At 71.9% G+C, this 25,134-nt stretch carries 19 protein-coding genes; 11 read left to right on the top strand and 8 right to left on the bottom strand.

The window, feature by feature from the left end; genetic code table 11:
• Nucleotides 1-44: 44 nt before the first annotated feature.
• From ACGFW6_RS15035 to ACGFW6_RS15025, 3 genes are read right to left on the bottom strand one after another with little or no spacing between them, the layout of a single operon-like run.
• Nucleotides 45-1,202: an acetyl-CoA C-acetyltransferase gene (locus tag ACGFW6_RS15035; protein ID WP_393508523.1), complete on the bottom strand. Its 1,158-nt coding sequence runs from the start codon at nt 1,200-1,202 to the stop codon at nt 45-47.
• A gap of 26 nt (nt 1,203-1,228) precedes the next feature.
• Nucleotides 1,229-1,840, bottom strand: a complete 612-nt coding sequence (locus ACGFW6_RS15030) for a TetR/AcrR family transcriptional regulator (protein WP_393508520.1) — start codon at nt 1,838-1,840, stop codon at nt 1,229-1,231.
• 15 nt (nt 1,841-1,855) lie between these two features.
• Complete coding sequence (locus tag ACGFW6_RS15025) at nt 1,856-2,641, bottom strand: SDR family oxidoreductase (protein WP_393508517.1); 786 nt, start codon at nt 2,639-2,641, stop codon at nt 1,856-1,858.
• Nucleotides 2,642-2,708: 67 nt separating this feature from the next.
• Between ACGFW6_RS15025 and ACGFW6_RS15020 the strand changes: the two genes are divergently transcribed.
• Together ACGFW6_RS15020 and ACGFW6_RS15015 are read left to right on the top strand one after the other, a co-directional pair.
• Complete coding sequence (locus tag ACGFW6_RS15020; RefSeq protein WP_393508514.1) at nt 2,709-3,884, top strand: acyl-CoA dehydrogenase family protein; 1,176 nt, start codon at nt 2,709-2,711, stop codon at nt 3,882-3,884.
• Nucleotides 3,884-4,852: an acyl-CoA dehydrogenase family protein gene (locus ACGFW6_RS15015; protein ID WP_393508511.1), complete on the top strand. Its 969-nt coding sequence runs from the start codon at nt 3,884-3,886 to the stop codon at nt 4,850-4,852. Before ACGFW6_RS15020 ends, ACGFW6_RS15015 begins: the two co-directional genes overlap by 1 nt.
• On the opposite strand, the gene ACGFW6_RS15010 is transcribed toward ACGFW6_RS15015, so the two are convergent.
• Both ACGFW6_RS15010 and ACGFW6_RS15005 read right to left on the bottom strand, forming a co-directional pair.
• On the bottom strand, nt 4,827-6,476 hold the full coding sequence (locus tag ACGFW6_RS15010; protein WP_393508508.1) for a cytochrome bc complex cytochrome b subunit: 1,650 nt from the start codon (nt 6,474-6,476) through the stop codon (nt 4,827-4,829). The two genes, ACGFW6_RS15015 and ACGFW6_RS15010, sit on opposite strands and share 26 nt — an antisense overlap.
• Nucleotides 6,477-6,564: 88 nt before the next feature.
• Complete coding sequence (locus tag ACGFW6_RS15005) at nt 6,565-7,287, bottom strand: vWA domain-containing protein (protein ID WP_393508505.1); 723 nt, start codon at nt 7,285-7,287, stop codon at nt 6,565-6,567.
• 144 nt (nt 7,288-7,431) lie between these two features.
• Here ACGFW6_RS15005 and ACGFW6_RS15000 point away from each other — a divergent pair, with 144 nt between their 5' ends.
• On the top strand, nt 7,432-8,385 hold the full coding sequence (locus ACGFW6_RS15000) for a rhomboid family intramembrane serine protease (protein ID WP_393508825.1): 954 nt from the start codon (nt 7,432-7,434) through the stop codon (nt 8,383-8,385).
• The gene (locus ACGFW6_RS14995) at nt 8,382-9,290 is read left to right on the top strand and encodes a chitosanase (protein ID WP_393508502.1); all 909 of its coding nucleotides are present in this window, start codon (nt 8,382-8,384) and stop codon (nt 9,288-9,290) included. Before ACGFW6_RS15000 ends, ACGFW6_RS14995 begins: the two co-directional genes overlap by 4 nt.
• A gap of 195 nt (nt 9,291-9,485) precedes the next feature.
• On the opposite strand, the gene ACGFW6_RS14990 is transcribed toward ACGFW6_RS14995, so the two are convergent.
• The 3 genes from ACGFW6_RS14990 to ACGFW6_RS14980 all read right to left on the bottom strand — a co-directional run bounded on the left by ACGFW6_RS14990 (nt 9,486) and on the right by ACGFW6_RS14980 (nt 16,640).
• Nucleotides 9,486-10,946: a glutamate synthase subunit beta gene (locus tag ACGFW6_RS14990; protein ID WP_393508499.1), complete on the bottom strand. Its 1,461-nt coding sequence runs from the start codon at nt 10,944-10,946 to the stop codon at nt 9,486-9,488.
• Entirely contained in the window at nt 10,939-15,537 is a 4,599-nt protein-coding gene (gltB, locus tag ACGFW6_RS14985) for a glutamate synthase large subunit (RefSeq protein WP_393508822.1), read from the bottom strand. The genes ACGFW6_RS14990 and gltB overlap by 8 nt, the downstream gene beginning before the upstream one ends.
• A gap of 371 nt (nt 15,538-15,908) precedes the next feature.
• Nucleotides 15,909-16,640 carry a VIT1/CCC1 transporter family protein gene (locus ACGFW6_RS14980; RefSeq protein WP_393508496.1) on the bottom strand — a complete coding sequence of 244 codons (732 nt, stop codon included), beginning with the start codon at nt 16,638-16,640 and terminating at the stop codon, nt 15,909-15,911.
• A gap of 272 nt (nt 16,641-16,912) precedes the next feature.
• On the opposite strand from ACGFW6_RS14980, the gene ACGFW6_RS14975 reads away from it, so the two are divergent.
• The 7 genes from ACGFW6_RS14975 to ACGFW6_RS14945 are packed head-to-tail and all read left to right on the top strand — an operon-like array spanning nt 16,913 to nt 25,078.
• Nucleotides 16,913-17,974, top strand: coding sequence for an ADP-ribosylglycohydrolase family protein (locus tag ACGFW6_RS14975; protein ID WP_393508493.1), 1,062 nt, complete (start codon nt 16,913-16,915; stop codon nt 17,972-17,974).
• On the top strand, nt 17,971-19,431 hold the full coding sequence (locus tag ACGFW6_RS14970) for an ADP-ribosylglycohydrolase family protein (RefSeq protein WP_393508490.1): 1,461 nt from the start codon (nt 17,971-17,973) through the stop codon (nt 19,429-19,431). The genes ACGFW6_RS14975 and ACGFW6_RS14970 overlap by 4 nt, the downstream gene beginning before the upstream one ends.
• A gap of 8 nt (nt 19,432-19,439) precedes the next feature.
• Nucleotides 19,440-20,615, top strand: coding sequence for an ADP-ribosylglycohydrolase family protein (locus ACGFW6_RS14965; protein WP_393508487.1), 1,176 nt, complete (start codon nt 19,440-19,442; stop codon nt 20,613-20,615).
• Nucleotides 20,603-22,126: an ADP-ribosylglycohydrolase family protein gene (locus ACGFW6_RS14960; protein ID WP_393508484.1), complete on the top strand. Its 1,524-nt coding sequence runs from the start codon at nt 20,603-20,605 to the stop codon at nt 22,124-22,126. The genes ACGFW6_RS14965 and ACGFW6_RS14960 overlap by 13 nt, the downstream gene beginning before the upstream one ends.
• A complete protein-coding gene (gene rbsK, locus ACGFW6_RS14955) occupies nt 22,123-23,016 on the top strand; it encodes a ribokinase (protein WP_393508481.1) in 894 nt (297 codons plus the stop codon). Before ACGFW6_RS14960 ends, rbsK begins: the two co-directional genes overlap by 4 nt.
• Entirely contained in the window at nt 23,013-24,227 is a 1,215-nt protein-coding gene (locus tag ACGFW6_RS14950) for a CaiB/BaiF CoA transferase family protein (RefSeq protein ID WP_393508478.1), read from the top strand. The genes rbsK and ACGFW6_RS14950 overlap by 4 nt, the downstream gene beginning before the upstream one ends.
• A complete protein-coding gene (locus ACGFW6_RS14945) occupies nt 24,224-25,078 on the top strand; it encodes an HpcH/HpaI aldolase/citrate lyase family protein (protein ID WP_393508475.1) in 855 nt (284 codons plus the stop codon). Before ACGFW6_RS14950 ends, ACGFW6_RS14945 begins: the two co-directional genes overlap by 4 nt.
• Nucleotides 25,079-25,134: the final 56 nt, after the last annotated feature.

The following is a 25,134-nucleotide window of genomic DNA, read 5'->3' as shown; positions in this document are numbered from 1 at the left end:
CCCGCGGCCGCCCTGAGCCCCCTCGCGGCACTCCCGTCGGCGTCTCACACCCGCTCGATGATCGTCACATTCGCCTGTCCCCCGCCCTCGCACATCGTCTGCAGCCCGAACCGGCCCCCCGTGCGCTCCAGTTCGTGCAGCAGGGTCGTCATCAGCCTCACACCCGTCGCCCCCAGCGGATGCCCCAGCGCGATGGCCCCACCATTGACGTTGACCTTGTCCGGATCCGCCCCGGTCTCCTTCAGCCAGGCCAGGACGACCGGTGCGAACGCCTCGTTGATCTCGACGAGGTCGATGTCGTCGATCGACAGGCCGGTCTTCTTCAGGGCGTGGGCGGTGGCGGGTATCGGGGCGGTGAGCATGCGGATGGGATCCTCACCGCGCACCGAGAGGTGGTGCACCCGGGCCCGGGGCGTGAGCCCATGCTCGCGCACCGCCCGCTCCGAGGCCAGCAGCATCGCCGCCGCGCCGTCGGAGACCTGCGAGGAACACGCGGCGGTGATCGTGCCGCCGTCGACGACCGGCTTCAGCCCGGCCATCTTCTCCAGCGAGGTGTCCCGGCGCGGCCCCTCGTCGACGGCGACCCGGCCGTACGCCACGGTCTCCCGCTCGAAGCGGCCCTCGTCGATCGCGCGCAGCGCCCGCCGGTGCGAGCGCAGGGCGAACTCCTCCTGGTCCTGCCGGGTGATCCCCCACTTGCCCGCGATCATCTCGGCGCCGACGAACTGGTTGACCGGCTTCTGCCCGTACCGCGCCCGCCAGCCCTCGCTGCCCGCGAAGGGCCCCGCGGTCAGCCCCAGCGGTTCGGCGGCCTGCCGGGTGGCGAAGGCGATGGGGATCATCGACATGTTCTGCACGCCGCCCGCGACCACCAGGTCCTGGGTGCCGGACAGCACGCCCTGCGCGGCGAAGTGCACGGCCTGCTGCGAGGACCCGCACTGCCGGTCCACGGTCACCCCCGGCACCTCCTCGGGCAGCCCCGCCGCCAGCCAGCAGGTCCGCGCGATGTCCCCGGCCTGCGGCCCGACGGCGTCCAGGCAGCCGAAGACGACGTCCTCGACGGCCGCGGGGTCCATGCCCGCGCGCTGCACGAGCGCTTTGAGGACGTGCGCGCCCAGGTCGGCCGGATGGACCCCGCTGAGCCCTCCTCCGCGCCGCCCCACGGGCGTACGGACCGCTTCGACGATGTAGGCCTCGGCCATGGCAACTCCCCGGTGGGAACAGTGGGTTATGTGCGTACGGCGATCCCGTCCAGCACCATCGACAGGTACTGCCGGGCGATCTCCTCGGGGCTGTGCTGTCCGCCGGGCCGGTACCAGGACGCGGCGACCCACACCGTGTCGCGCACGAACCGGTAGGTGAGCCGGACGTCGAGGTCGGAGCGGAACACCCCGGCCGCGACCCCGCGCTCCAGCGTGGACAGCCACGCCTTCTCGAACTTGCGCTGCGACTCGGCGAGGAACGCGAACCGCTCCTGCGCGACGAGCTGCCGGTTCTCCTTCTGGTAGATCGCGACGGCGGCCCGGTGCCGGTCGATCTCCCGGAACGACTCGGTGACCAGCGCCTCCAGCGTCTCGCGCGGGCCGAGCTCGGCCTCCAGGACGGCGTCGTAGCCGCTCCACAGCTCGTCGAGGAACGTCCGCAGGATCTCTTCGAGCATCGACTCCTTGGAGTCGAAGTGGTAGTAGAGGCTGCCCGCGAGCATGCCCGCGTGGTCGGCGATCTTGCGTACGGTGGTGGCGTTGTAGCCCTGCTCGGCGAAGACCTCGGCGGCTGTCTCGAGGAGTTCGCGACGCCGTGCGGCCGCGGCGGTCACCTGGGGCTTCTTCTTGGTCGGCACGGGTCCATTGTCGTCCTAGGCGTGCTGGCTGCTGACGGAGACGATCTCTCCGGTCATGTACGAGGAGTAGTCCGAGGCCAGGAAGACGATCACGTTGGCCACCTCCCAGGGCTCGGCGTGCCGCCCGAACGCCTCGCGCGCGGTCAGCTCCTGCAGCAGTTCGGGGGTCGTCACCTTCGCGAGGTGCGGGTGCAGGGCGAGGGACGGCGAGACCGCGTTGACCCGCACGCCGTACTCGGCCGCCTCGATCGCCGCGCACCGGGTCAGCGCCATCACGCCCGCCTTGGCGGCGGCGTAGTGCGCCTGTCCGGCCTGGGCGCGCCAGCCGACGACGGAGGCGTTGTTGACGATCACCCCGCCGCCGGTGTCACGCATCCTGCGCAGGGCGGCCCGGGTGCATCTGAAGGTGCCGTTCAAGGTGACGTCGAGGACCTTCGTCCACTGTTCGTCGGTCATGTCGACGAGGGGAGAAGTCCCGCCGAGCCCGGCGTTGTTGACGACTACGTCGAGCCGGCCGTGCTCCCGCACGGCGGTGTCGAACAGCGCGCGCACCTGCGCCTCGTCGGTGACGTCGCACACCGCGGAGCTCACCGCGCCCTCGAACTGACGGGCCAGTTCCGCCTCGTGCTCCTTCAGCCGGCGTGCGTGGGCGTCGCTGATCAGCACCCGCGCTCCCTCTTCGAGGAAGCGGCGGGCGGTCGCCCCGCCGATGCCGGCCCCGGCCGCCGCGGTGATGACGGCCGTGCGCCCGCGGAGCAGTCCGTGCCCGGGAACGTACGTCGGCGCCTCGACGTTTGTCATGGCAGCACGCTAACCTACCAAACACTTGTTAGGGAACCGACCAGGCCCCGCAGGGAGGGAGCTCGACGTGGATCTTCGCCATTCGTCCGCCGACGAGGCGTTCCGGGCCGAGGCCCGCGCCTGGCTGGACGCGCATGTGCCGCCCGACCCGCTCCCCTCCCTGGAGACCGAGAGGGGTTTCGCGGCGCACCGCGCCTGGGAGGCCGAACTGGCCGCGGATTGCTGGTCGGTGGTGAACTGGCCGGCCGAGTACGGCGGCAGGGACGCCTCGCTGGTGCGCTGGCTCCTCTTCGAGGAGGAGTACTACGCGGCGGGCGCGCCGGGCCGCGTCAACCAGAACGGCGTCAGCCTCCTGGCCGCGACCCTCTTCGACCACGGCACCGAGGAGCAACGCGCGCGCGTGCTCCCGTCCATGGCCACCGGCGAGGTGGTCTGGGCCCAGGCGTGGTCCGAGCCGGAGGCCGGCTCGGACCTGGCCTCGCTGCGGTCCCGGGGCGTGCGCACGGACGGGGGCTGGCTGCTCAGCGGCCAGAAGACCTGGTCCTCACGCGCCGCCTTCGCCGACCGCGCGTTCGGCCTGTTCCGCACCGACCCGGACACCCCGAAGCCCCACCAGGGCCTGACGTACCTGATGTTCGACCTGCGGGCCCCCGGGGTCACGGTCCGCCCCATCGCCCGCCTCGACGGGAAGCCCGCCTTCGCCGAGCTGTTCCTGGACGAGGTGTTCGTGCCCGACGAGGACGTCATCGGCGGCCCGGGCCAGGGCTGGCGGATCGCGATGTCCACGGCGGGCAACGAACGCGGTCTGATGCTGCGCTCCCCCGGCCGCTTCCTCGCGAGCGCCGACCGTCTGCACCGCCTCTGGCAGGCGCAGGGCAGCCCGCGGAGCGCACACGACGGCGTGGCCGACGCCCTGATCGGAGCCCGCGCCTACCAGCTCTTCACCTACGCCGCCGCCTCCCGCTTCCTCGACGGCGGTGGGGGTCCCCCCGCGCGAGCGGATTCGAGCGTGGGGGAGATCGGCCCCCAGTCCAGCCTGAACAAGGTCTTCTGGTCGGAGTACGACATCGCGCTGCACGAGACGGCCCTCGATCTCCTGGGCGCCGACGGCGAGCTGGCCGGCACCGACTGGTCCGAGCGGTACGTCTTCTCCCTGGCCGGGCCCGTCTACGCCGGGACGAACGAGATCCAGCGCGACATCATCGCCGAGCGGCTGCTCGGCCTGCCGAAGGGCCGCCGCTGATGAGGTTCCTCCTCGACGCCGAGCAGCGTGCCTTCGCCGGCTCCCTGGACGCGATGCTGACGGCGGCGGACACCCCGTCGGCGGTGCGGGAGTGGAGCCGGGGCGAGCACGCGAGAGGGCGTGCGCTGTGGTTGCGGCTCGCCGACGCGGGGGTGTTCGGGCTGGCGGTTCCCGAGGCCCACGAAGGGCTGGGCGTACGGCCCGTCGAACTTGCCGTCGCCTTCGTGGAGCTGGGCCGCCATGCTGTTCCGGGGCCGCTGGTGGAGACGGTCGCGGCGGCGGCACTGCTGGCCGGCCTGCCGGATCCCGGCCCGGCGAAGCGGCTCCTGCCCGCGCTGGCGGCGGGCGAGGCCATGGCCACGCTGGCTTGGCGGACGCCGTACGCCCTGGACGGCGACGTGGCCACGACACGCCTCGCGCTCACCGCCGAGGGGGTGCGCCTCTCCCCCGGCCACGGTTCCGTGCGCGCGTCCCTGGACCCGGCCCGCCGCCTCACCCCGCTGGAGCCGGGCGGCGAGCTCCTCGGCCCCGGCCCGCCCACCGCGGAGGTCCTCACCCGGGCCCGGCTGGCCACGGCCGCCCAGGCTCTCGGCGTCGGCCTCGCGCTCCTGGACAAGACCGTCGCGTACGTCAAGCAGCGCACCCAGTTCGGCGTCCCCGTGGGCTCCTTCCAAGCGGTCAAGCACCGTTTGGCGGACGCGAGGATCAAGCTGGAGTTCGCCCGCCCCCTGCTCTTCGGCGCGGCCCTCACCCTGGAGCCGGCCGATGTGGCCGCCGCCAAGGTCACCGCCTGCGAGGCCGCGTACGCCACCGCCCGGACCGCACTGCAACTGCACGGCGCGATCGGCTACACCGCGGAGTACGACCTGTCGCTGTGGCTGACCAAGGCCCGTGTCCTGCGCACCGCGTGGGGCAGCCCGCAGGAGTGCCGGGCCGAGGTGCTCAGTGGTGGTGCTCGCCGCTGGTGACCTCGCGGTACTCCTCCACCGTCGGCTTCTCGATCCGCGCGGCGGACCCGAACATCACCCGCGCCAGCCGGGCCCGCATCCGCTGGGACGGGGTGACCCGGCGCCGGACGCCGTTCGCGTCGACCGTCGGCCCGATCTCGTACGGCGGATGCTGCTCGTGCTGGGTGAGGGTGTGCAACTGCCCCTGCGTGAGCGGTTCGTGCACCTCGATGTACTCGCCGTGCGGCAGCCGCTTGATGGTGCCGGTCTCCCGGCCGTGCAGCACCTTCTCCCGGTCCCGGCGCTGCAGCCCGAGACAGATCCGCTTGGTCACGACGTAGGTCAGGACCGGCGCCACGAAGACCGCGATCCGCACGAACCAGGTGATCACGTTGATGGACAGATGCAGATGCGTGGCCACGATGTCGTTGCCGCCGCCGATCAGCAGCACCGCGTACAGGCTCAGCCAGGCCGCGCCGAGCCCGGTGCGCACCGGCACGTTGCGCGGCCGGTCGAGGATGTGGTGCTCCCGTCTGTCGCCGGTGACCCACGCCTCCAGGAAGGGGTACAGCCCGAGGGCGAGCAGGATCAGTGGGAAGAGCGAGAAGGGGATGAAGACGCCCAGTTCCAGGGTGTGGCCCCAGGCGTTGAGCTCCCATCCAGGCATCACCCGGATCAGTCCCTCGGAGAAGCCGAGATACCAGTCCGGCTGGGCGCCCGTGGTCACCAGGTCGGGCCGGTAGGGCCCGAACGCCCACACCGGGTTGATGCCGGCGATGGCGCCCATGAACGCCAGCACGCCGAAGACCAGGAAGAAGAAGCCGCCCGCCTTGGCCATGTACACCGGCAGGAACGGCATGCCGACGACCGACTTCTGGTCACGGCCGGGCCCCGGGTACTGCGTGTGCTTGTGGTAGAAGACCAGGATCAGATGGGCGACGACCAGGCCCAGCATGATCCCGGGCAGCAGCAGGATGTGGACCGGGTACAGCCGCGCGATGAAGTCCTCGCCGGGGAACTCCCCGCCGAAGAGGAAGAACGCCAGGTACGTCCCCACGATCGGCACCGACAGGATCGCGCCGTACGCGAACCGCAGGCCGGTGCCGGAGAGCAGGTCGTCGGGGAGGGAGTAGCCGGTCAGCCCGGTGATGATGCCGAGCATCAGCAGCGTCCAGCCGAACACCCAGTTCAGCTCGCGCGGCTTGCGGAAGGCGCCGGTGAAGAACACCCGCATCATGTGCACGAGCATGCCGGTGACGAAGACCAGCGCCGCCCAGTGGTGGATCTGCCGGATCAGCAGCCCGCCGCGCACGTCGAAGCTGATGTCGAGCGTGGACTCGTAGGCCCGGGTCATCAGGACGCCGTTGAGCGGCTCGTAGGTGCCGTTGTAGACGACCTCGGCGGTGCTCGGCTCGAAGAACAGGGTGAGGTAGACGCCGGTGAGGATCAGCACCAGGAAGCTGTAGAGGCAGACCTCGCCCAGCATGAACGACCAGTGGTCCGGAAACACCTTGCGCATGTTGGCCTTGGCCAGCGCGTACAGTCCGAGCCGCCCGTCCGCCCAGTCCGCGACCCGCTCGCCCTTGCCCGGCGGAGCGGCCCGTCGCGCCCCGGCCGCCCCGTACCCCGATCCCGCGCCGTCCATAGATCGTCGCCCTCCCGTCGGATCACCTCACAGGGTGACATGGCGGTACGGGCCCGGCCAACGGTGCGACGGCCGGAAGTCTGCTCCTCTACGGCCGTACGATCCCCTGCGCCCGTGCGGCCACCAGCCACTTCGGGAACTCCCCGACCAGGCGGTCGTACAGCTCGGCGTCGGAGACCTTGCCCGGATCGGCGCCGGCGTGGAAGAAGCCGGCGTTGTCGACCACCCGCTTCCGCGGCACCGCCAGGTCGTCGAGCTTGCGCAGGAAGTCGAACTGCTTGCTGGTCGGATCCCCGAACCCGACGAACTGCCAGAACAGCGGGAGCCGGGCCGCCTTGCACAGATAGCGTTCCGCGGCGAGCTTGTTGATGGGGCCGCCGTCGGTCTGGAACACGACCAGGGCGGGATCCGTGGACCCGCTGTCCAGGTAGTGGTCGATGACGGCGTCCATGGCCAGGTGGTAGCTGGTCTTGCCCATGTGCCCGAGCCCGGCCACGATCCGCTCGATCCGGCCCCGGTGGTCGGCGAGCGCGATGTCGGTGACGGCGTCGACGTCGGTGGAGAAGAAGACCACCGGAACGGTGCCGTCGTCGTCGAAGTGCGCCGACATCCCGAGCACCCGGTCGGCGAGCGCCTGCACGCTGCCGTCCTTGTAGTACGGCTTCATCGAACCGGAGTAGTCGACCACGAGATAGACCGCGGCCCGCACCCCGTCGAGCCCGTGCTTGCGGAGCGACACCCCGGCGCTCTTGTACAGGTTGACCAGCGCGGGCGCGGTCTCCTCCACCTTGCTCAGACTGATCGCCGCCATATGCTTTCCCCCTCGCGCGTCACACTGGCTGCCGAGATTACGACACCATGGCCCCGCCCCTCCCTCCGTCCACAGGTGTTCGATATTTTGTTCGCCGCCGTCCCCACCGGCTCACCGTTCGTCCAGTTCATCGAGGAGCCGGCTGTGGAGCCCGAGTCCACCCAGTCCGAGTCCGTGCGGCCCACCGTCACGACCTGCTATCGCCATCCCAAGGTCGAGTCCCACGTCCGCTGCACCCGCTGCGACCGGTACATCTGCCCGGACTGCATGCGCGAGGCGTCCGTCGGCCACCAGTGCGTGGAGTGCGTGAAGGAGGGCGCCCGGTCGGTGCGGCAGGCGCGGACGGTGGTCGGCGGCCGGATCGCCGCGACCCCGCTCGTGACGTCCGTGCTCATCGGGCTGAACGTCCTCGCCTATCTGGCCGAGGTGGTGCGCCCGGAGATCCTGGACCGGTTCTCGATGCTCAGCGCCCGGCTGGTCGGGCCGGACGGCGGCTTCTACCTCTACCAGTCCGGCTACCCCGCCGACTTCCATGCCGAGGGCGTCGTCGCCGGACAGTGGGAGCGGTTGCTCACCGGCGGCTTCCTGCATCTGCCACCGACCGAGGGCACCTTCGGGCTGCTGCACATCGTGATGAACATGCTCTCGCTGTGGCAGCTCGGCCGGGTCGTGGAGCCGATGCTCGGCCGGATCCGCTACATCGCCCTGTATCTGCTGGCGACGCTGGGCGGCTCGGTGTTCGAGCTGCTGCTCACCGAGGTGAACGTGGAGTCGGTCGGCGCCTCGGGCGCGATCTTCGGCCTCGGCGCCGCGTACTACGTGCTCGCCCGCCGGGTCGGCGCCGACATGCGGTCCGTCAACCGGTTCATGGTCTTCCTGCTGCTGTGGCTGCTGCTGTCCGCCGGCCTCACCTCCTGGCAGGGCCACCTCGGCGGACTGCTGACCGGCGCGGCGGTGACGTTCGCCTACGCCTACGCCCCGCGCGGACCGCGGCAGGCCCTGATCCAGACGGCCGCCTGCGTGGGCGTGCTGGTACTGCTGGCGGCGGTCGCGTTCGCCAAGGTGTCCGAGCTGACCGGTGGAGGCGTGGCCCAGTGAGACGTACCGGCATCCTGCTGTTCGCGGCCGTCCCGGTGGCCATCACCGCGGCCGCCTACTTCCTCGTCCCCACCGACTCCGCCGGCGGCCCGGCCGAGCCCTCCGTCGTCACCGCGGAGCAGACCTCCCGCCAGGAGGCCAAGAGCCGCGCCGAGCAGGAGCGGTCGGCCGACGACAAGCTGATCGCGGGCCTGCCGCTGGGCCTCGCCGCCCCGGCGAAGAAGACGCTGGCCCAGCAACTGGTGTCCAGCGCCGAGAACTCGACCCTGAACTGGCGCAGCGCCTTCGGCTACATCGAGGACATCGGCGACGGCCAGGGCTACACGGCCGGTGTCATCGGCTTCTGCACCGGCACCAACGACCTGCTCACCCTGGTCGAGCGCTACACGGCCGACCACCCGGACAACGGGCTCGCCAAGTACCTGCCGGCCCTGCGCGCGGTCGACGGCACCGACTCCCACGAGGGCCTCGACCCCGGCTTCACGGCCGCGTGGAAGGCGGAGGCCGAGCGGCCGGCGTTCCAGCAGGCCCAGCTCGACGAGCGGGACCGCTCCTACTTCGAACCGGCGGTCCGCCTCGCCAAGCTCGACGGCCTCGGCACGCTGGGCCAGTTCATCTACTTCGACGCGATGGTCTTCCACGGCCCCGGCATCGACGACGACGGCTTCTACGTCCTGCGCGAGCGTGCCCTGCGTGAGGCGGACTCCCCGTCCCAGGGCGGCTCCGAGAAGGCGTATCTGGACATCTTCCTCGACATCCGTCGCGAGGCCATGAAGGAGAAACGTCCCGGCACCGACACCAGCCGCATCGACACCGCCCAGCGGCAGTTCCTGTACGACGGCAACCTCCAGCTGCGGACGCCGCTGCGGTGGCAGGTGTACGGGGAGCCGTACGAGGTGTCCTGAACGGGTCGGGCAACGCCCTGAAGGGGCGCGGGGAACTGCGCGACCGGCCACGACGGCGCCGCAGACGAACCACGGCATGTCGAGGAACGCTGGAAAGGCGACGGCGCCCGCCCATTCGTCCGGTCGGGGACAAGGGGCAGGCGCCGTCAGTGTTCCGTACGCCGTTGTACGGGACGTTCTCGGTGATCCTCCGGATCAGACCATCAGCGAGCGGTCCGTCGGCTTGATCGGGGCCGGCAGTTCGCTGGCGCCGGTCAGGAAGCGGTCGCAGCCGCGGGCGGCCGAGCGGCCCTCCGCGATGGCCCACACGATGAGCGACTGACCACGGCCCGCGTCACCGGCGACGAACACGCCCGGGACGTTGGTCTGGAAGTCGGCGTCGCGGGCGATGTTACCCCGCTCGTCCAGGTCCAGACCAAACTGCTCGACCAGGCCGTTCTCCCGGTCGGTGCCGGTGAAGCCCATGGCGAGGGTGACCAGCTGGGCCGGGATCTTGCGCTCGGTGCCCGGCTTCGGGGTCAGCTTGCCGTCGATGAACTCCACCTCGGTGAGGTGCAGCCACTGGACGTTGCCGTCCTCGTCGCCCTCGAAGTGGGTGGTGGAGACGGAGTAGACCCGCTCGCCGCCCTCCTCGTGCGCGGAGGTGACCTTGTAGAGCATCGGGAAGGTCGGCCACGGCTGGTGCGGCGCCCGGTCCTCGCCCGGACGGGGCATGATCTCCAGCTGCGTCACCGAGGCCGCGCCCTGCCGGTGGGCGGTGCCCACGCAGTCGGCGCCGGTGTCGCCGCCGCCGATGACGACGACGTGCTTGCCCTCGGCCGAGACCGGGGAGGTGACGTAGTCGCCCTCCTGGACCTTGTTGGCCAGCGGCAGGTACTCCATCGCCTGGTAGACGCCCTTGAGCTCACGGCCGGGGACCGGGAGGTCACGGGCGGTCGTGGCGCCGGCGGCGATGACGACGGCGTCGTACCGCTTCTTCAGGTCGGTCGCCTTGAGGTCGCGGCCGATCTCGATGCCGGTGCGGAAGCGGGTGCCCTCCGCGCGCATCTGCTCGATACGGCGGTTGATGTGCCGCTTCTCCATCTTGAACTCGGGGATGCCGTACCGGAGAAGACCTCCGACGCGGTCCGCGCGCTCGTAGACGGCGACGGTGTGGCCGGCCCGGGTGAGCTGCTGGGCGGCGGCCAGACCGGCGGGGCCGGACCCGATGACCGCGACGGTCTTGCCCGACAGGCGCTCCGGGGCCTGCGGCGCGACATCGCCGGTGTCCCACGCCTTGTCGATGATGGAGACCTCGACGTTCTTGATGGTGACGGCCGGCTGGTTGATGCCGAGCACACACGCCGACTCACAGGGAGCGGGGCAGAGGCGACCGGTGAACTCCGGGAAGTTGTTGGTCGCGTGCAGCCGCTCGCTGGCGGCGGCCCAGTCCTCGCGGTAGGCGTAGTCGTTCCACTCCGGGATGAGGTTCCCGAGCGGACAGCCGTTGTGGCAGAACGGGATGCCGCAGTCCATGCAGCGGCTGGCCTGCTTGCTGATGATCGGCAGCAGGGAGCCGGGGACGTAGACCTCGTTCCAGTCCTTCAGACGCACGTCGACCGGACGGGACTTGGCGACCTCGCGCCCGTGGTTGAGGAAGCCCTTCGGGTCAGCCATTGATCGCCGCCTCCATCATCTTCTCGGTGATCTCGGTCTCGGAGAGACCGGCTCGCTCGGCGGCGTCCTTGGCGGCGAGCACTGCCTTGTAGGTGCTGGGGATGATCTTGCTGAAGCGCTCGACGGCGGTGTCCCACTCGGCCAGCAGCTTCTCGGCGACCGTGGAGCCGGTCTCCTCCTGGTGGCGGCGGACCACGTCGTGCAGCCACTGCTTGTCGGTGTCGTCGAGTGCCTCGACGGCGCCGACGTTGCCGACGTTGACGTTGTCGCGGTCGAGGTCGATGACGTAGGCGATGCCACCGGACATGCCGGCCGCGAAGTTGCGCCCCGTCTCGCCCAGGACCACCGCGTGGCCACCGGTCATGTACTCGCAGCCGTGGTCGCCCACGCCCTCGGAGACGACCGTCGCGCCGGAGTTGCGGACACAGAACCGCTCGCCGGTGCGGCCGCGCAGGAACAGCTCGCCGCCGGTCGCGCCGTAGGCGATGGTGTTGCCCGCGATCGTCGAGTACTCGGCGAGGTGGTCGGCGGCCCGGTCCGGGCGGACGATCACACGGCCGCCGGAGAGGCCCTTGCCGACGTAGTCGTTGGCGTCGCCCTCCAGGCGCAGCGTGACACCGCGCGGGAGGAAGGCGCCGAAGGACTGGCCGGCGGACCCGGTGAAGGTGATGTCGATGGTGTCGTCGGGCAGACCGGCACCACCGAACTTCTTCGTCACCTCGTGGCCGAGCATGGTGCCGACCGTGCGGTTGATGTTGCGGACCTTGATCTGGGCGCGCACCGGCTGGGCGTCGGTCGCGGAGTCCGCGGCCAGCGCGTCGGCGGCGAGCTTGATGAGCTCGTTGTCGAGCGCCTTCTCCAGACCGTGGTCCTGCTCGATCAGCTGGTGGCGCACCGCGCCCTCGGGCAGCTCGGGCACGTGGAACAGCGGCTCCAGGTCCAGGCCCTGCGCCTTCCAGTGGTCGACGGCACGCGTGACGTCCAGCGTCTCGGCGTGGCCGACGGCCTCCTCGATGGTGCGGAAGCCCAGCTCGGCGAGGATCTCGCGGACCTCCTCGGCGATGAACTGGAAGAAGTTCACGACGTACTCGGCCTTGCCCGTGAACCGGTCGCGCAGCGTCGGGTTCTGGGTGGCGATGCCGACCGGGCAGGTGTCCAGGTGGCAGACGCGCATCATGACGCAGCCGGAGACGACGAGCGGCGCGGTCGCGAAACCGAACTCCTCGGCGCCGAGCAGCGCGGCGATGACGACGTCACGGCCGGTCTTCAGCTGGCCGTCGGTCTGCACGACGATCCGGTCGCGCAGGCCGTTGAGCAGCAGCGTCTGCTGGGTCTCGGCGAGGCCGAGCTCCCAGGGGCCGCCCGCGTGCTTCAGCGAGGTCAGCGGGGAGGCGCCCGTGCCGCCGTCGTGGCCGGAGATGAGCACGACGTCCGCGTGGGCCTTGGACACACCGGCCGCGACCGTGCCGACGCCGACCTCGGAGACCAGCTTCACGTGGATGCGGGCCTGCGGGTTGGCGTTCTTCAGGTCGTGGATCAGCTGGGCCAGATCCTCGATGGAGTAGATGTCGTGGTGCGGCGGCGGGGAGATCAGGCCCACGCCCGGCGTCGAGTGACGCGTCTTGGCGACCCACGGGTAGACCTTGTGGCCGGGCAGCTGGCCGCCCTCGCCGGGCTTGGCGCCCTGGGCCATCTTGATCTGGATGTCGTCGGCGTTGACCAGGTACTCCGAGGTCACACCGAAGCGGCCGGAGGCGACCTGCTTGATGGACGACCGGCGGGCCGGGTCGTACAGACGGTCCGGGTCCTCGCCGCCCTCACCGGTGTTGGACTTGCCGCCCAGCTGGTTCATGGCGATGGCGAGGGTCTCGTGCGCCTCCTTGGAGATGGAGCCGTACGACATGGCGCCGGTGGAGAAGCGCTTGACGATCTCGGATGCCGGCTCGACCTCGTCGATGGAGATCGGCTGCCGGTCGGACTTGAAGCCGAACAGTCCGCGGAGCGTCATGAGCCGCTCGGACTGCTCGTTCACGCGGTCCGTGTACTTCTTGAAGATGTCGTAGCGGTTCGCCCGCGTCGAGTGCTGGAGGCGGAAGACCGTCTCCGGGTCGAACAGGTGCGGCTCGCCCTCACGGCGCCACTGGTACTCGCCGCCTATCTCCAGCGCGCGGTGCGCGGGCGCGATCCCCGAAGCCGGGTACGCCTTGGCGTGGCGGGCGGCGACCTCCTTGGCGATGACGTCGATGCCGACGCCGCCGATCTTGGTGGCCGTGCCGTTGAAGTACTTCTCCACGAAGGCGTCGTCGAGACCGACGGCCTCGAAGACCTGCGCGCCGCGGTAGGAGGCGACCGTCGAGATGCCCATCTTGGACATGACCTTCAGGACGCCCTTGCCGAGGGCGTAGATCAGGTTGCGGATCGCCTGCTCGGCCTCGATGCCGGTCAGGAACGTACCGGCGCGGACCAGGTCCTCGACCGACTCCATGGCCAGGTACGGGTTGACCGCGGCGGCGCCGAAGCCGATGAGCAGCGCGACGTGGTGGACCTCGCGGACGTCGCCGGCCTCGACCAGCAGGCCCACGTGGGTGCGCTGCTTGGTGCGGATGAGGTGGTGGTGGACGGCCGCGGTGAGCAGCAGCGACGGGATCGGCGCGTGCTCGGCGTCGGAGTGGCGGTCCGACAGGACGATCAGCCGGGCGCCGTTCTCGATGGCGGCGTCGGCCTCGGCGCAGATCTCCTCTATGCGCGCGGCCAGCGCGTCGCCGCCGCCGTGCACCCGGTACAGACCGGAGAGGGTCGCGGCCTTGAAGCCGGGCATGTCGCCGTCGGCGTTGATGTGGATGAGCTTGGCCAGCTCGTCGTTGTCGATCACCGGGAAGGGCAGGGTGACGCTGCGACAGGACGCGGCCGTCGGGTCGAGCAGGTTGCCCTGCGGGCCCAGCGAGGAGTTCAGCGAGGTGACGAGCTCCTCGCGGATGGCGTCCAGCGGCGGGTTGGTGACCTGCGCGAACAGCTGGGTGAAGTAGTCGAAGAGCAGACGCGGGCGCTCGCTCAGCGCGGCGATCGGCGAGTCGGTGCCCATCGAGCCGATCGGCTCGGCACCGGCCTTGGCCATCGGCGCGAGGATGACGCGCAGCTCCTCCTCGGTGTAACCGAAGGTCTGCTGGCGGCGGGTGACCGAGGCGTGGGTGTGCACGATGTGCTCACGCTCGGGCAGGTCGGACAGCTCGATCTCGCCGGCCTCCAGCCACTCCGCGTAGGGCTGCTCGGCGGCGAGCTGGGCCTTGATCTCGTCGTCCTCGATGATGCGGTGCTCGGCGGTGTCCACGAGGAACATGCGGCCGGGCTGGAGGCGGCCCTTGCGGACGACCTTCGCGGGGTCGATGTCGAGGACGCCGACCTCGGAGCCGAGGACGACGAGGCCGTCGTCGGTGACCCAGTAGCGGCCGGGGCGCAGGCCGTTGCGGTCGAGCACGGCGCCGACCTGGGTGCCGTCGGTGAAGGTGACACAGGCCGGGCCGTCCCAGGGCTCCATCATCGTGGAGTGGAACTGGTAGAAGGCGCGCCGGGACGGGTCCATGGAGTCGTGGTTCTCCCACGCCTCCGGGATCATCATCAGCACGGAGTGCGGCAGCGAACGGCCGCCCAGGTGCAGGAGTTCGAGCACCTCGTCGAAGGACGCGGAGTCGGAGGCGTCCGGGGTGCACACCGGGAAGATGCGCTCCAGAGCCTTGCCGTCGGAGCCGAACAGGTCGGAGACGAGCTGCGACTCGCGGGCGCGCATCCAGTTGCGGTTGCCCTTGACGGTGTTGATCTCACCGTTGTGCGCGACGAAGCGGTACGGGTGCGCCAGCGGCCACGACGGGAAGGTGTTCGTCGAGAAGCGCGAGTGGACGAGGGCGACGGCCGAGGCGAAGCGGCGGTCGGACAGGTCCGGGAAGAAGGGCTCCAGCTGGCCGGTGGTCAGCATGCCCTTGTAGACGATGGTGCGGGCCGACAGCGACGGGAAGTAGACACCGGCCTCGCGCTCGGCTCGCTTGCGCAGCACGAAGGCCTTGCGGTCGAGGGCGATGTCCTTCGAGGCACCGTCCGCGACGAAGACCTGGCGGAAGGCGGGCATCGTCGAGCGGGCCGTGGCACCGAGCAGCTCGGGGGCGACGGGCACCTCGCGCCAGCCGAGGACGGTCAGACCCTCCTCGGACGCGATCGTCTCGATCTGCGAGACGGCGTCCTGGGTCCCCTCCTCCGGCAGGAAGGCGATACCGACGGCGTACGCACCGGCCTCGGGCAGCTCGAATCCGGCCACCTCGCGCAGGAAGGCGTCCGGCACCTGGGAAAGGATGCCCGCGCCGTCGCCCGAGTCGGGCTCGGAGCCGGTGGCGCCGCGGTGTTCGAGATTGCGCAGAACGGTGAGCGCCTGCTCGACCAGCGTGTGGCTCGCCTCGCCCGTGAGGGTGGCCACGAAGCCGACGCCACAGGCGTCGTGCTCGTTGCGGGGGTCGTACATACCCTGCGCAGCAGGGCGAGCATCCATGAACGACCAGTTCTGGCCATTCGTGGAGTGCTGGGACGGCTGGCGCGGCGTACGCATCGGCTCTCCCGTCGTCGTCATCTGGCATATGCAAATTGCCGAGGGACGACGTTGGCCCTCTGCGTGAGTGCAAAATTTCGTGCAGGTTACATGATGGGGCGGTTCTCGGGAAGCGGGATAATCCGTTCCACCATGCGGACACCACAGGCTGCGGCAAGGGTTCCGCGCACATGGCTCGAAGTATGTGGGGACCGAGCGGGACAGGTCCATGTCCGACGATCCTGGGGGCGGAGGAGGCGACGTCGCCGACCCCGCGAGTGCGCCCCAGGCGTCATTGCCCACAGCGCTTACGGCTCATGCCCGGTGGTCACGCATCCGAAACCAGCGAGTAACGGCTACTTATGCGGCCCAACGCATAAGTTCCAGCCGATCTATCCTACGGCCGTTCCGAAGAAGCTGCCCAGGGCGTACGTCACACCGGCCGCGGCACCACCCAGCGCGAGCTGCCGCAATCCGCTGTACCACCAGCTGCGCGCGGTCACCCTGGCCACGACCGCACCGCACAGGAAGAGCCCGAGGAGCGCCAGCAGCAGGGCCGGCCACAGCGTGGTCGCACCGAGCAGATACGGCAGTACGGGCAGCAGGGCGCCCAGCGCGAACGAGCCGAACGACGAGACGGCCGCGACCAGCGGCGACGGCAGATCGCCGGGGTCGATGCCGAGCTCCTCACGGGCATGTATCTCAAGGGCCAGCTCGGGATCGCGGGAGAGCTGCTCGGCGACGGCCTTCGCGAGCCCGGGCTCGACACCCCGCGCCTCGTACAGAGCGGCGAGCTCGGCCTCCTCGTCCTTGGGGTGCTTGCGCAGCTCGCGGCGCTCGACGTCCAGCTCGGCCTCGACGAGCTCACGCTGCGAGGCGACGGAGGTGTACTCGCCGGCGGCCATGGAGAAGGCACCGGCGGCGAGACCGGCGAGACCGCTCAGCACGACGGTCTGGTGGCTGACCGCGCCACCCGCGACACCGGTCATCAGAGCGAGGTTGGAGACCAGGCCGTCCATCGCGCCGAAGACGGCGGGGCGCAGCCAGCCGCCGTTCACATCGCGGTGCGTGTGGTTGTCACGGTGCGCCTCGTGGAGCGCGGCCTCGGTTTCGATGATGGCCATGAAGGTGTCCCCCAGGTACTCAGGTAAGGCTGTCTTTAGACGAGTTCTACTCTTTGACAACGCCAAATCTACGCCGGGAAATTCCACCCCGCCAGCAAGCTAAGGCTCGTCTAACCTGCGGTTTTACCTAGAACGATCATTCGTGTACGGGTGCGCTCAGATGTCGACCGGGTGACTCTGAGGCTTCCGAGGCTCAGGTCAACCGCCGACGGTGGGACACATCCGCAAAGGGCTCCGCGCCCTGGGTGGAGCCCCCGGAGGAGAGGCCGCGTATGGCATCGATCGCCTGCATCCCCTCGGTTCCGGCGCCCGGTGACGCCGCCGAACTGCGCCTACGGGCGCGCGGCGCGCTGCTGGGCCTGGCGGTCGGCGACGCGCTCGGGGCTCCCGCGGAGAACATGAAGCCGTCCGAGATCCGCGCCCGCTGGGGCCGCGTCACGGGATTCGTCACCGACAACCCCTGCGGCACGGACGACACCGAGTACGCGATCTTCTCCGGCCTCCTCCTCGCCCGCCACGGCTCGGCCCTCACGCCGGTCCATGTGGAGGGGGCCTGGCACGAGTGGATCGCGGACCGGGCCGAGGGCCCCTTCCGGGGCGCGGGCTTCAGCGAACGCGGCACGCTGGAGAACCTCCGCCGGGGCCTGGCCGCCCCCATCTCCGCCCAGCACCGGCACGCCTGGAGCGACGGTCTCGCGATGCGGGCGGCCCCTTTCGGCGTCTTCGCCGCCGGGCGGCCCGCGGAGGCAGCGCGCCTCGTGGCGATCGACGGTTCGGTGAGCCACGACGGCGAGGGCATCTACGGCGGCCAGGCCGTGGCGGCGGGCGTCGCCGCGGCGATGGCGGGGGCGCCGACGATCGCCGTGGTCGCCTCGGCCCTCGCCGTGGTCCCGGACGACTCCTGGACGGCCCGCTCCCTGCGCCGGGCGGTGGCGGTGGCACACCGCGGCGAACGCGCCGTCCGCTCCGCCGTCGTCATCGGCGGCTACCCCTGGACCGACCTGGCCCCCGAGGCGGTCGCGCTGGCCTTCGGCGCGTACGCGGCGGCGGACGGCGACTTCGTCCAGGCGGTCCTGACGGCGGTGAACATGGGCCGCGACGCCGACACGACGGCCGCGGTCGCGGGAGCGCTGGCCGGCGCGACCCAGGGCGAATCGGCGATCCCCCCGGACTGGGCGGCGGCGATCGTCCCGGCCCGCGGCAGCTGCCTGCCGTCCATGGCCGGCCACCACGTCCTGGACGTGGCGGAACTCCTGGTCCCGGGCGAGGACAGAAAGTGGGCAACAGCCGGCCTCTCCACCCTCTCGACATCTCCCGAAGGAACGGCCCGATGACCCCACCGACCCCCTGGACCGAGGAAACCCCACCAACACCCCCACCGGACCCGGACCCGACCCTCCTGGCCCACCCCCCGACCCCCACGGACACAGAGCCCGCACCACTGACGCCCCCGACCGACTCCCCCGACACCGCCCCCACGCCCCTGCCGACCCCAAACGCCCCCACCGACACCGGCCCCACGCTGCTCACGGCCCCGGGCGACCTGCGAACGCCGCCGCCCCACCCACCCGCACCCGCCGACGGCGAGCACCCCCCACCAGGGCCACCCGCACCCGACGACGAAAGCCGCACGGGCGGTGCGGGTGGGAGGCAGCAGGCCGAAGGCGGAGCCGAGGCCGGTCAGCGCGTCCTCGGCCTCCTCCTCGGCCTCGCGGCGGGCGACGCCGCCGGCTGGCCCGCCGCCCGCCACCGCGCCGCCCGCATGCCGGAATGGACCCGCCGCCTCACCCGGGAACTCGACACCTTCGCCGAGCAGAACGCGACAACGACCCTCCCCGTCCCCATCGCCCTCAACCAACCCCCCGAGCCGCTCCGCCTCGGCCCCTCGGACGACGCGGAATGGGCGACCTTCGCAGCGGAAGCCGTACTGAGGGCCGGCGACGACACCGCCCTGGGCGACCTCAGCCGGGAACGCCGTACCCGAGCCGCCATCGACCTGACCTGGAACGCCGTCGCCAGTGAGGTCGCCGCCGCGGCCGACCGCGCCCCGGAGATCGAGTCCGCCATCCTCCCCCTGCGCGCCCGCATCTCCGTCCGCGCCGGCCTGGGCAACCTCGCCACCGGCCTGCGCCCGCCCGCCACCGGCCACGACAACCCGCACTACTTCGACGACGCGGCCTGCGTCCGCGCCTGCGTCCTCGCCGTGGCCCACCCCGGCGACCCCCGCCGCGCCGCCGACCTCGCCGAGTTCGACGCCCGCTACACCCAGGACGGCGACGGCGTGCACGGCGCGAGGGCGATGGCGGCGGCCATGTCCCTGGCCCTGACCGGCGCGAACGCCGCGGCCTGCGTGACAGCCGCCCTCGCCGAACTCCCCGAGGAGACGGAGATCGGCCGCAACGCCCGCCACGCCCTGCACCTCGCCCGGTCCGCCGACAGCGCCTTCGCCCTGATCCCCCTCCTGGAACACCAGATCGTGGACCACGTCTACAGCTACGGCATCGCCGCTGCCGAGACGGTCCCGGTCGCCCTCGCCCTCACCGTCGCCGCGGACGGCCGTATCGCCGAGGCGGTCCCCGCCGCCGCGTGTCTGTCCCGGGTCGCCGACTCGGCACCGGCCCTGGCGGGCGCGCTGACCGGCGCACTGGGCGGCGGCGCGTCGATCCCCGCGTCCTGGCGCGACACCTGCCGCACCCTCTCCGGCTGTGTACTCCCCCGCCTCACCGGCACCGACCTGGTGGAACTCGCCGAACTCCTGGAAGCCACACAACCGGCCCGACCAGGAGGATGATTCGGGGCATGACGCCCAAAGCAGAAGAAAGCAGTGGTCCGCGTCTCGACGAGCGGATCACCGGCGCCCTGGTCGGCGCGGCGGTCGGCGACGCCCTCGGCGGCCCGGTGGAGGGCTACTCCCCCGACCAGATCCTGCAGCGCCACGGCGGCCGGGTCCACGGCATCGTCGGCCCCTGGAACGGCGACGCCTGGCGCACGGCCCGCCCCATCGCGCCGTACCACAAGGGCGACGGGCACGTCACCGACGACACCTTGCTGACGCACGCGCTGGTCCGCGTCTACGGCGCCGTCCGCGACCACCTCGACGCGTACGCGATCGCCGACCACCTGGTCCCGGACCTGATGACGAACCCGCGCTGGATCCCGGAACTTCAGGCGGAGGCGCTCCCCCTGCACCGCGTCTTCCTGGCCGAGAAATGGCTCGTGGCCCGCATCCACTACGGGCACGTGGATCCCCGGGAGGCGGGCGTCGGCAACATCGTCAACTGCGGTGCGGCGATGTACATGGCCCCGGTCGGCCTGGTCAACGCGGCCGACCCGCGAGCCGCGTACACGGAGGCCCTGGACATCGCGGGCGCCCATCAGTCGTCGTACGGCCGTGAGGCGGCGGGCGTCTTCGCGGCGGCGGTGGCGGCGGCCTGCGCACCCGGCGCGTCACCGGAGTCGGTCGTCGCGGCCTGTCTGTCCCTGGCGAAGGACGGCACGAGGACGGCGATCGAGCAGGTCTGCGAAGTGGCGCGCGCCCACCAGGACTTCGAGTCGGCGCTGATCCCGCTCCGGGAGGCCGTCGCCCCGTACGACACCGTCGGCCCGGACTACCGCCGGCCCTCCCTCGGCGCGCGCCGCCCCTCCCGGCTGCACGCCATCGAGGAACTCCCCGTCGCACTCGCCATGCTGCTGATCGCGGACGGCGATTACCGCACATCGGTCCTGGGCGCGGTGAACTACGGCCGTGACTGCGACTCGATCGCGACGATGGCCGGCGCCCTGGCCGGCGCACTCGGCTCACCGGTTCCGGAGGAGTGGTCGAAGGCGGTCGCGGAGGCCAGCCGACTGGACCTGTGGGAGCCGCCGCGCACCCTGACCGAGGTCACGCGGGAGATCCACGCCCGCGACGTACGCCGGCGCCGCGCCCACGAGGCGGCGTTCGCAAGCCTGGAGGGCCGACCGTGCTCCGACTGACCTGGGTCCAGCCGGAGGACCTGATCGGCCACGAGCTGCGCCAGGCGGCCCTGGACGGCCGGGAGCCGTCACGGATCGCGGCGAGGTGGCGGGCGGCCGGCGGCGGGGAGGCGCCGCTGCGCGCGGGAGCGTCACCGGAGCCCACGTCGAGATATCTGCGGACCCTGGCGGAGGACCTGCTGGACGAACTGGCGGACCTGCCGAGCAGGTTGGCGGACAGCGAGCCCACCGACCTCGCGAGGATCAAGGCAAGCTGCCCGTCCTGGCCCGCCCCGCCCCCGTCCAGCCGGCGAGGAGCGACGGAACCGACCGCACCCCGCCCCGCCCCGCCACCGGCCGCCGAACCGACCGCACTCCGACCGACCCCGCGCCCGTCCGCGACCGAACCGACCGCATCCCGACCGACCCCGCCCCCGGCCGCGCCGCCCGTGTCCCGCTACGAGGCCGCCTGGCTCGGCCGGGCCGTCGGCTGTCTGCTCGGCAAGCCGGTCGAGAAGCTCCCCCTGGAAGCGATCCGCAGGCTCGCGGCGGCCACCGGCAACCGGCCGCTGAACACGTACTTCACGGCCAGGGGCGTCCCCCCGGAACTCCTCGCGGCCCACCCCTGGAACCGTCGCTCCGCCTCCACCTCGCTCGCCGAGAACATCGACGGCATGCCCGAGGACGACGACCTCAACTACCCCCTGCTCGACCTGCTCCTGCTCCAGCGCCACGGCAGGGCCTTCACCACCACCGACGTGGCCCGCCTCTGGCTGGACGAGCTACCGGCCGGCCGTACCTTCACCGCCGAGCGGGTCGCGTACCGCAACCTCCTCCTCGGCATCGAGCCGCCGTACACGGCCCGCCGGCGCAACCCCTTCCGGGAGTGGATCGGCGCCCTCATCCGCGCGGACGTCCACGGCTGGACCAACCCCGGCGACCCCGGCGCCGCCGCCGAGCAGGCCCACCGCGACGCCACCCTCACGCACACCGCCAACGGCGTCTACGCGGCGATGTTCACGGCCGCGGTCATCGCCGAGGCGGCGGTGGCGACGGCCCCCGACGACGTCCACGCCTGCCTGCACGCCGGCCTCACGGTGATCCCGCCGAGGTCACGGCTGGCGCAGGCCGTGCAGCACGCGGTCCGGCTGGCCCGTCTCCACGAGGACTTCGACACGGTCGTCGACGAGCTCCACGCCCTCCATGCCCCCGCCCACCACTGGGTCCACGCCGTCCCCAACACCGCCCTGATCGCCGCCGCCCTCACCCACGCGAACGGCGACTTCACCGGCTCCGTCTGCCGTGCCGTGTCGGGCGGCTGGGACACCGACTCCAACGGCGCGACGGCCGGCAGCGTCGCCGCCCTCCTCGCCGGCAGCCCCGCCGCACTCCCCGACCGCTGGACGGCCCCCCTCAAGAACCGCCTCGCCACCTCCGTCGCCGACTTCAACGGCACCGGCTTCGACGCACTGGCCCGGCTCACCCACGACCTCACCCACCAGCACACCCCCCGGGAGGCACCTCGCCCATGACCGACATCGTCGTGCTCGGCAGCACGAACATGGACCTCGTCACCTATGTCGAGAAGGCCCCGCAGCGCGGTGAGACCGTCACGGGCCGCGAGTTCCGCACGATCCCCGGCGGCAAGGGCGCCAACCAGGCCATCGCGGCGGCCCGCGCCGGCGGCATGGTCTCGATGATCGGCGCCGTCGGCAACGACGCCTTCGGTACCCGGCTGCGTGCCAACCTCGAACACTCCGGCGTGGACACCGACGACCTGCGCACCGCCGAGGGCCCGTCCGGCACCGCGCACATCGTCGTGGACGACGAGGGCGGCAACGCGATCGTCGTGATCCCCGGCGCGAACGGCACCCTCGACCACCTCGGCCCCGGCGACGAGGGCGTCATCGCCGACGCCGGCACCCTGCTGCTCCAGCTGGAGATCCCGCTCGCCGCCGTCCTCGCCGGCGCGAAGGCGGCCCGCCGCCACGACGTCCGTACGATCCTCACGCCGTCCCCCGCGCGGTCCCTCCCGGACGAACTCCTCGCCGCCGTCGACCTGTTGGTGCCCAACGAGCACGAGGCCACCGCCCTCACCGGCCGTACCGACCCCCGCGAGGCGGCCACCGCCCTCTTGGAGCAGGTGCCCGAGGTCGTCGTCACCCTGGGCCCCGTCGGCAGTCTGTACGTCACCCGCGGCGCCGAACCCGTGACGGTGCCCGCCCCCAAGGTCACCGCCGTCGACTCCACCGGCGCCGGCGACACCTTCGTCGGCGCGCTCGCGGTGGCGCTCGGCGAGGGGCGTCCCATGCCGGACGCCCTGAAGTGGGCGGCCGCGGCGGCCGCGCTGTCGGTCCAGCGGGAGGGCGCCTCGGTGGCGATGCCGTACCGCCCCGAGATCGAGGAGGCGTACGCGTCATGAGCGCCCCCGGCACCCGCCCGCTGCCCCCCGCTCCGCTGTCCGGCCTGCGCGTCCTCGACCTCGCCACCCTCTTCGCGGGCCCCCTCGCCGCCACGATGCTCGGCGACTACGGCGCGGAGGTCGTCAAGGTCGAGCACCCCGACAAGCCCGATCCGTCCCGGGGCCACGGGCCGTCGAAGGACGGCGTGGGCCTGTGGTGGAAGGTCCTCGGCCGCAACAAACGCACGATCACCCTGAACCTGTCCAAGTCCGGCGGCCGCGCCACCCTGCTGCGTCTCGCCGCCACCGCGGACGTCGTCATCGAGAACTTCCGTCCGGGCACCCTGGAGAAGTGGGACCTCGGCTGGCCGGAGCTCTCCGCCGCCAACCCCCGGCTGATCCTCACCCGCGTCACCGGCTTCGGCCAGTTCGGCCCCTACGCCCACCGTCCCGGCTTCGGCACCCTCGCCGAGGCGATGAGCGGCTTCGCCGCCCTCACCGGCGAACCGGACGCGCCCCCGACGCTGCCGCCGTTCGGCCTGGCCGACTCGATCGCGGGCCTCGCGACCGCGTACGCGGTGATGACGGCCCTGGCCGCGCGCGAGCGCACCGGGGAGGGCCAGGTCGTCGACATGGCACTGATCGAGCCGATGCTGCTGGCGCTCGGCCCCCAGGCCACCTGGTACGACCAGCTCGGCTACGTCCAGGAACGCACCGGCAACCGCTCCGCGAACAACGCCCCGCGCAACACCTACCGCACCGCGGACGGCACCTGGGTCGCCGTCTCCACCTCCGCCCAGTCGATCGCCGAGCGGGTGATGCGCCTGGTGGGCCGGCCGGACCTGATCGACGAACCGTGGTTCGCGACCGGCGCCGACCGGGCCCGCCACGCCGACGTCCTCGACCTGGCCGTCGGCGACTGGATCGCCCGCCACACCCGCACCGATGTCCTCGCGGCCTTCGAGAAGGCGGAGGCCGCGGTGGCCCCGATCCAGGACGTACGGGAGGTGATGACGGACCCGCAGTACGCGGCCCTGGACACCATCACCACCGTCGACGACCCCGAACTCGGCCCGCTGCGCATGCAGAACGTCCTCTTCCGGCTCTCCGCCACCCCCGGCACGATCCGCTGGACCGGCCGCCCGCACGGCGCGGACACCGACGAGATCCTCACCGGCCTGGGCCTGACCCCCGCCGACCTGGCGGCCCTGCGCGAGGAAGGCGCCCTGTGACCGTCCGGGCGGCAACCGCCGCCTCCTACCCGCTGACCTGGCTGTACGCCCCCGGCGACCGTCCGCATGTGGTGGCCAAGGCGCTCCGGTCGGGCGCCGACGCCGTCATCGTGGACCTGGAGGACGCCGTCGCGCCGGACCGCAAGGACTACGCGCGGGCGGCCACGGCCGACCTGCTCGCGGACCCGGAGCACCCCGTCCCCGTCCATGTCCGGGTGAACGCCCTGGACACCCCGCCGGCGGCGAAGGACCTCGCGATCCTGGCCGCCCTGCCCGGTCTGGCCGCGCTGCGCCTGCCGAAGGTGACCTCCGCCGAGCAGATCATCCATCTCGCGCAGACCACCCCGCCCACCGCTCCGGGCACCACCCCGCTGCACGCCCTGCTGGAATCGGCCCTGGGCATCGAGCGCGCCCACGCCATCGCCGCCGCCCACCCCGCCCTGCACGGCATCTCCCTCGGCGAGGCGGATCTCCGGGCCGACCTGGGCGTGCGCGGCGACGCGGGCCTCGACTGGTGCCGCTCGCGGGTCGTGGTTGCCGCACGTGCGGCGGGTCTGCCCCCGCCCTCGCAGTCGATCCACCCCGACATCCGCGACCTGGAGGGTCTGGCGGCCTCCTGCGCCCACGGCCGCACCCTCGGGTTCCTCGGCCGGGCCGCCATCCATCCGCGCCAGCTCCCGGTGATCGAACGGGCCTACCTCCCCACGGAGGAGGAACTGGAACACGCGGAGACGATCATCAAGGCGGCCACGACGGAACAGGGCGCCCAGGCCCTCAAGGACGGCACGTTCATCGACGCGGCGGTGGTGTCGGCGGCGCAACGGACCCTGTCCCTGGCCCGCCGCACCTGATGCCGCCGTCCCCTCTTTCCGCCGCACCTGATGCCGCCGTCCCCTCTTTCCGCCGC

The sequence above is a fragment of the Streptomyces sp. Y7 genome (genome assembly GCF_043195415.1).
Classification (GTDB): Bacteria; Actinomycetota; Actinomycetes; order Streptomycetales; family Streptomycetaceae; genus Streptomyces.
This window is presented reverse-complemented; position numbering and strand designations above follow the sequence as displayed.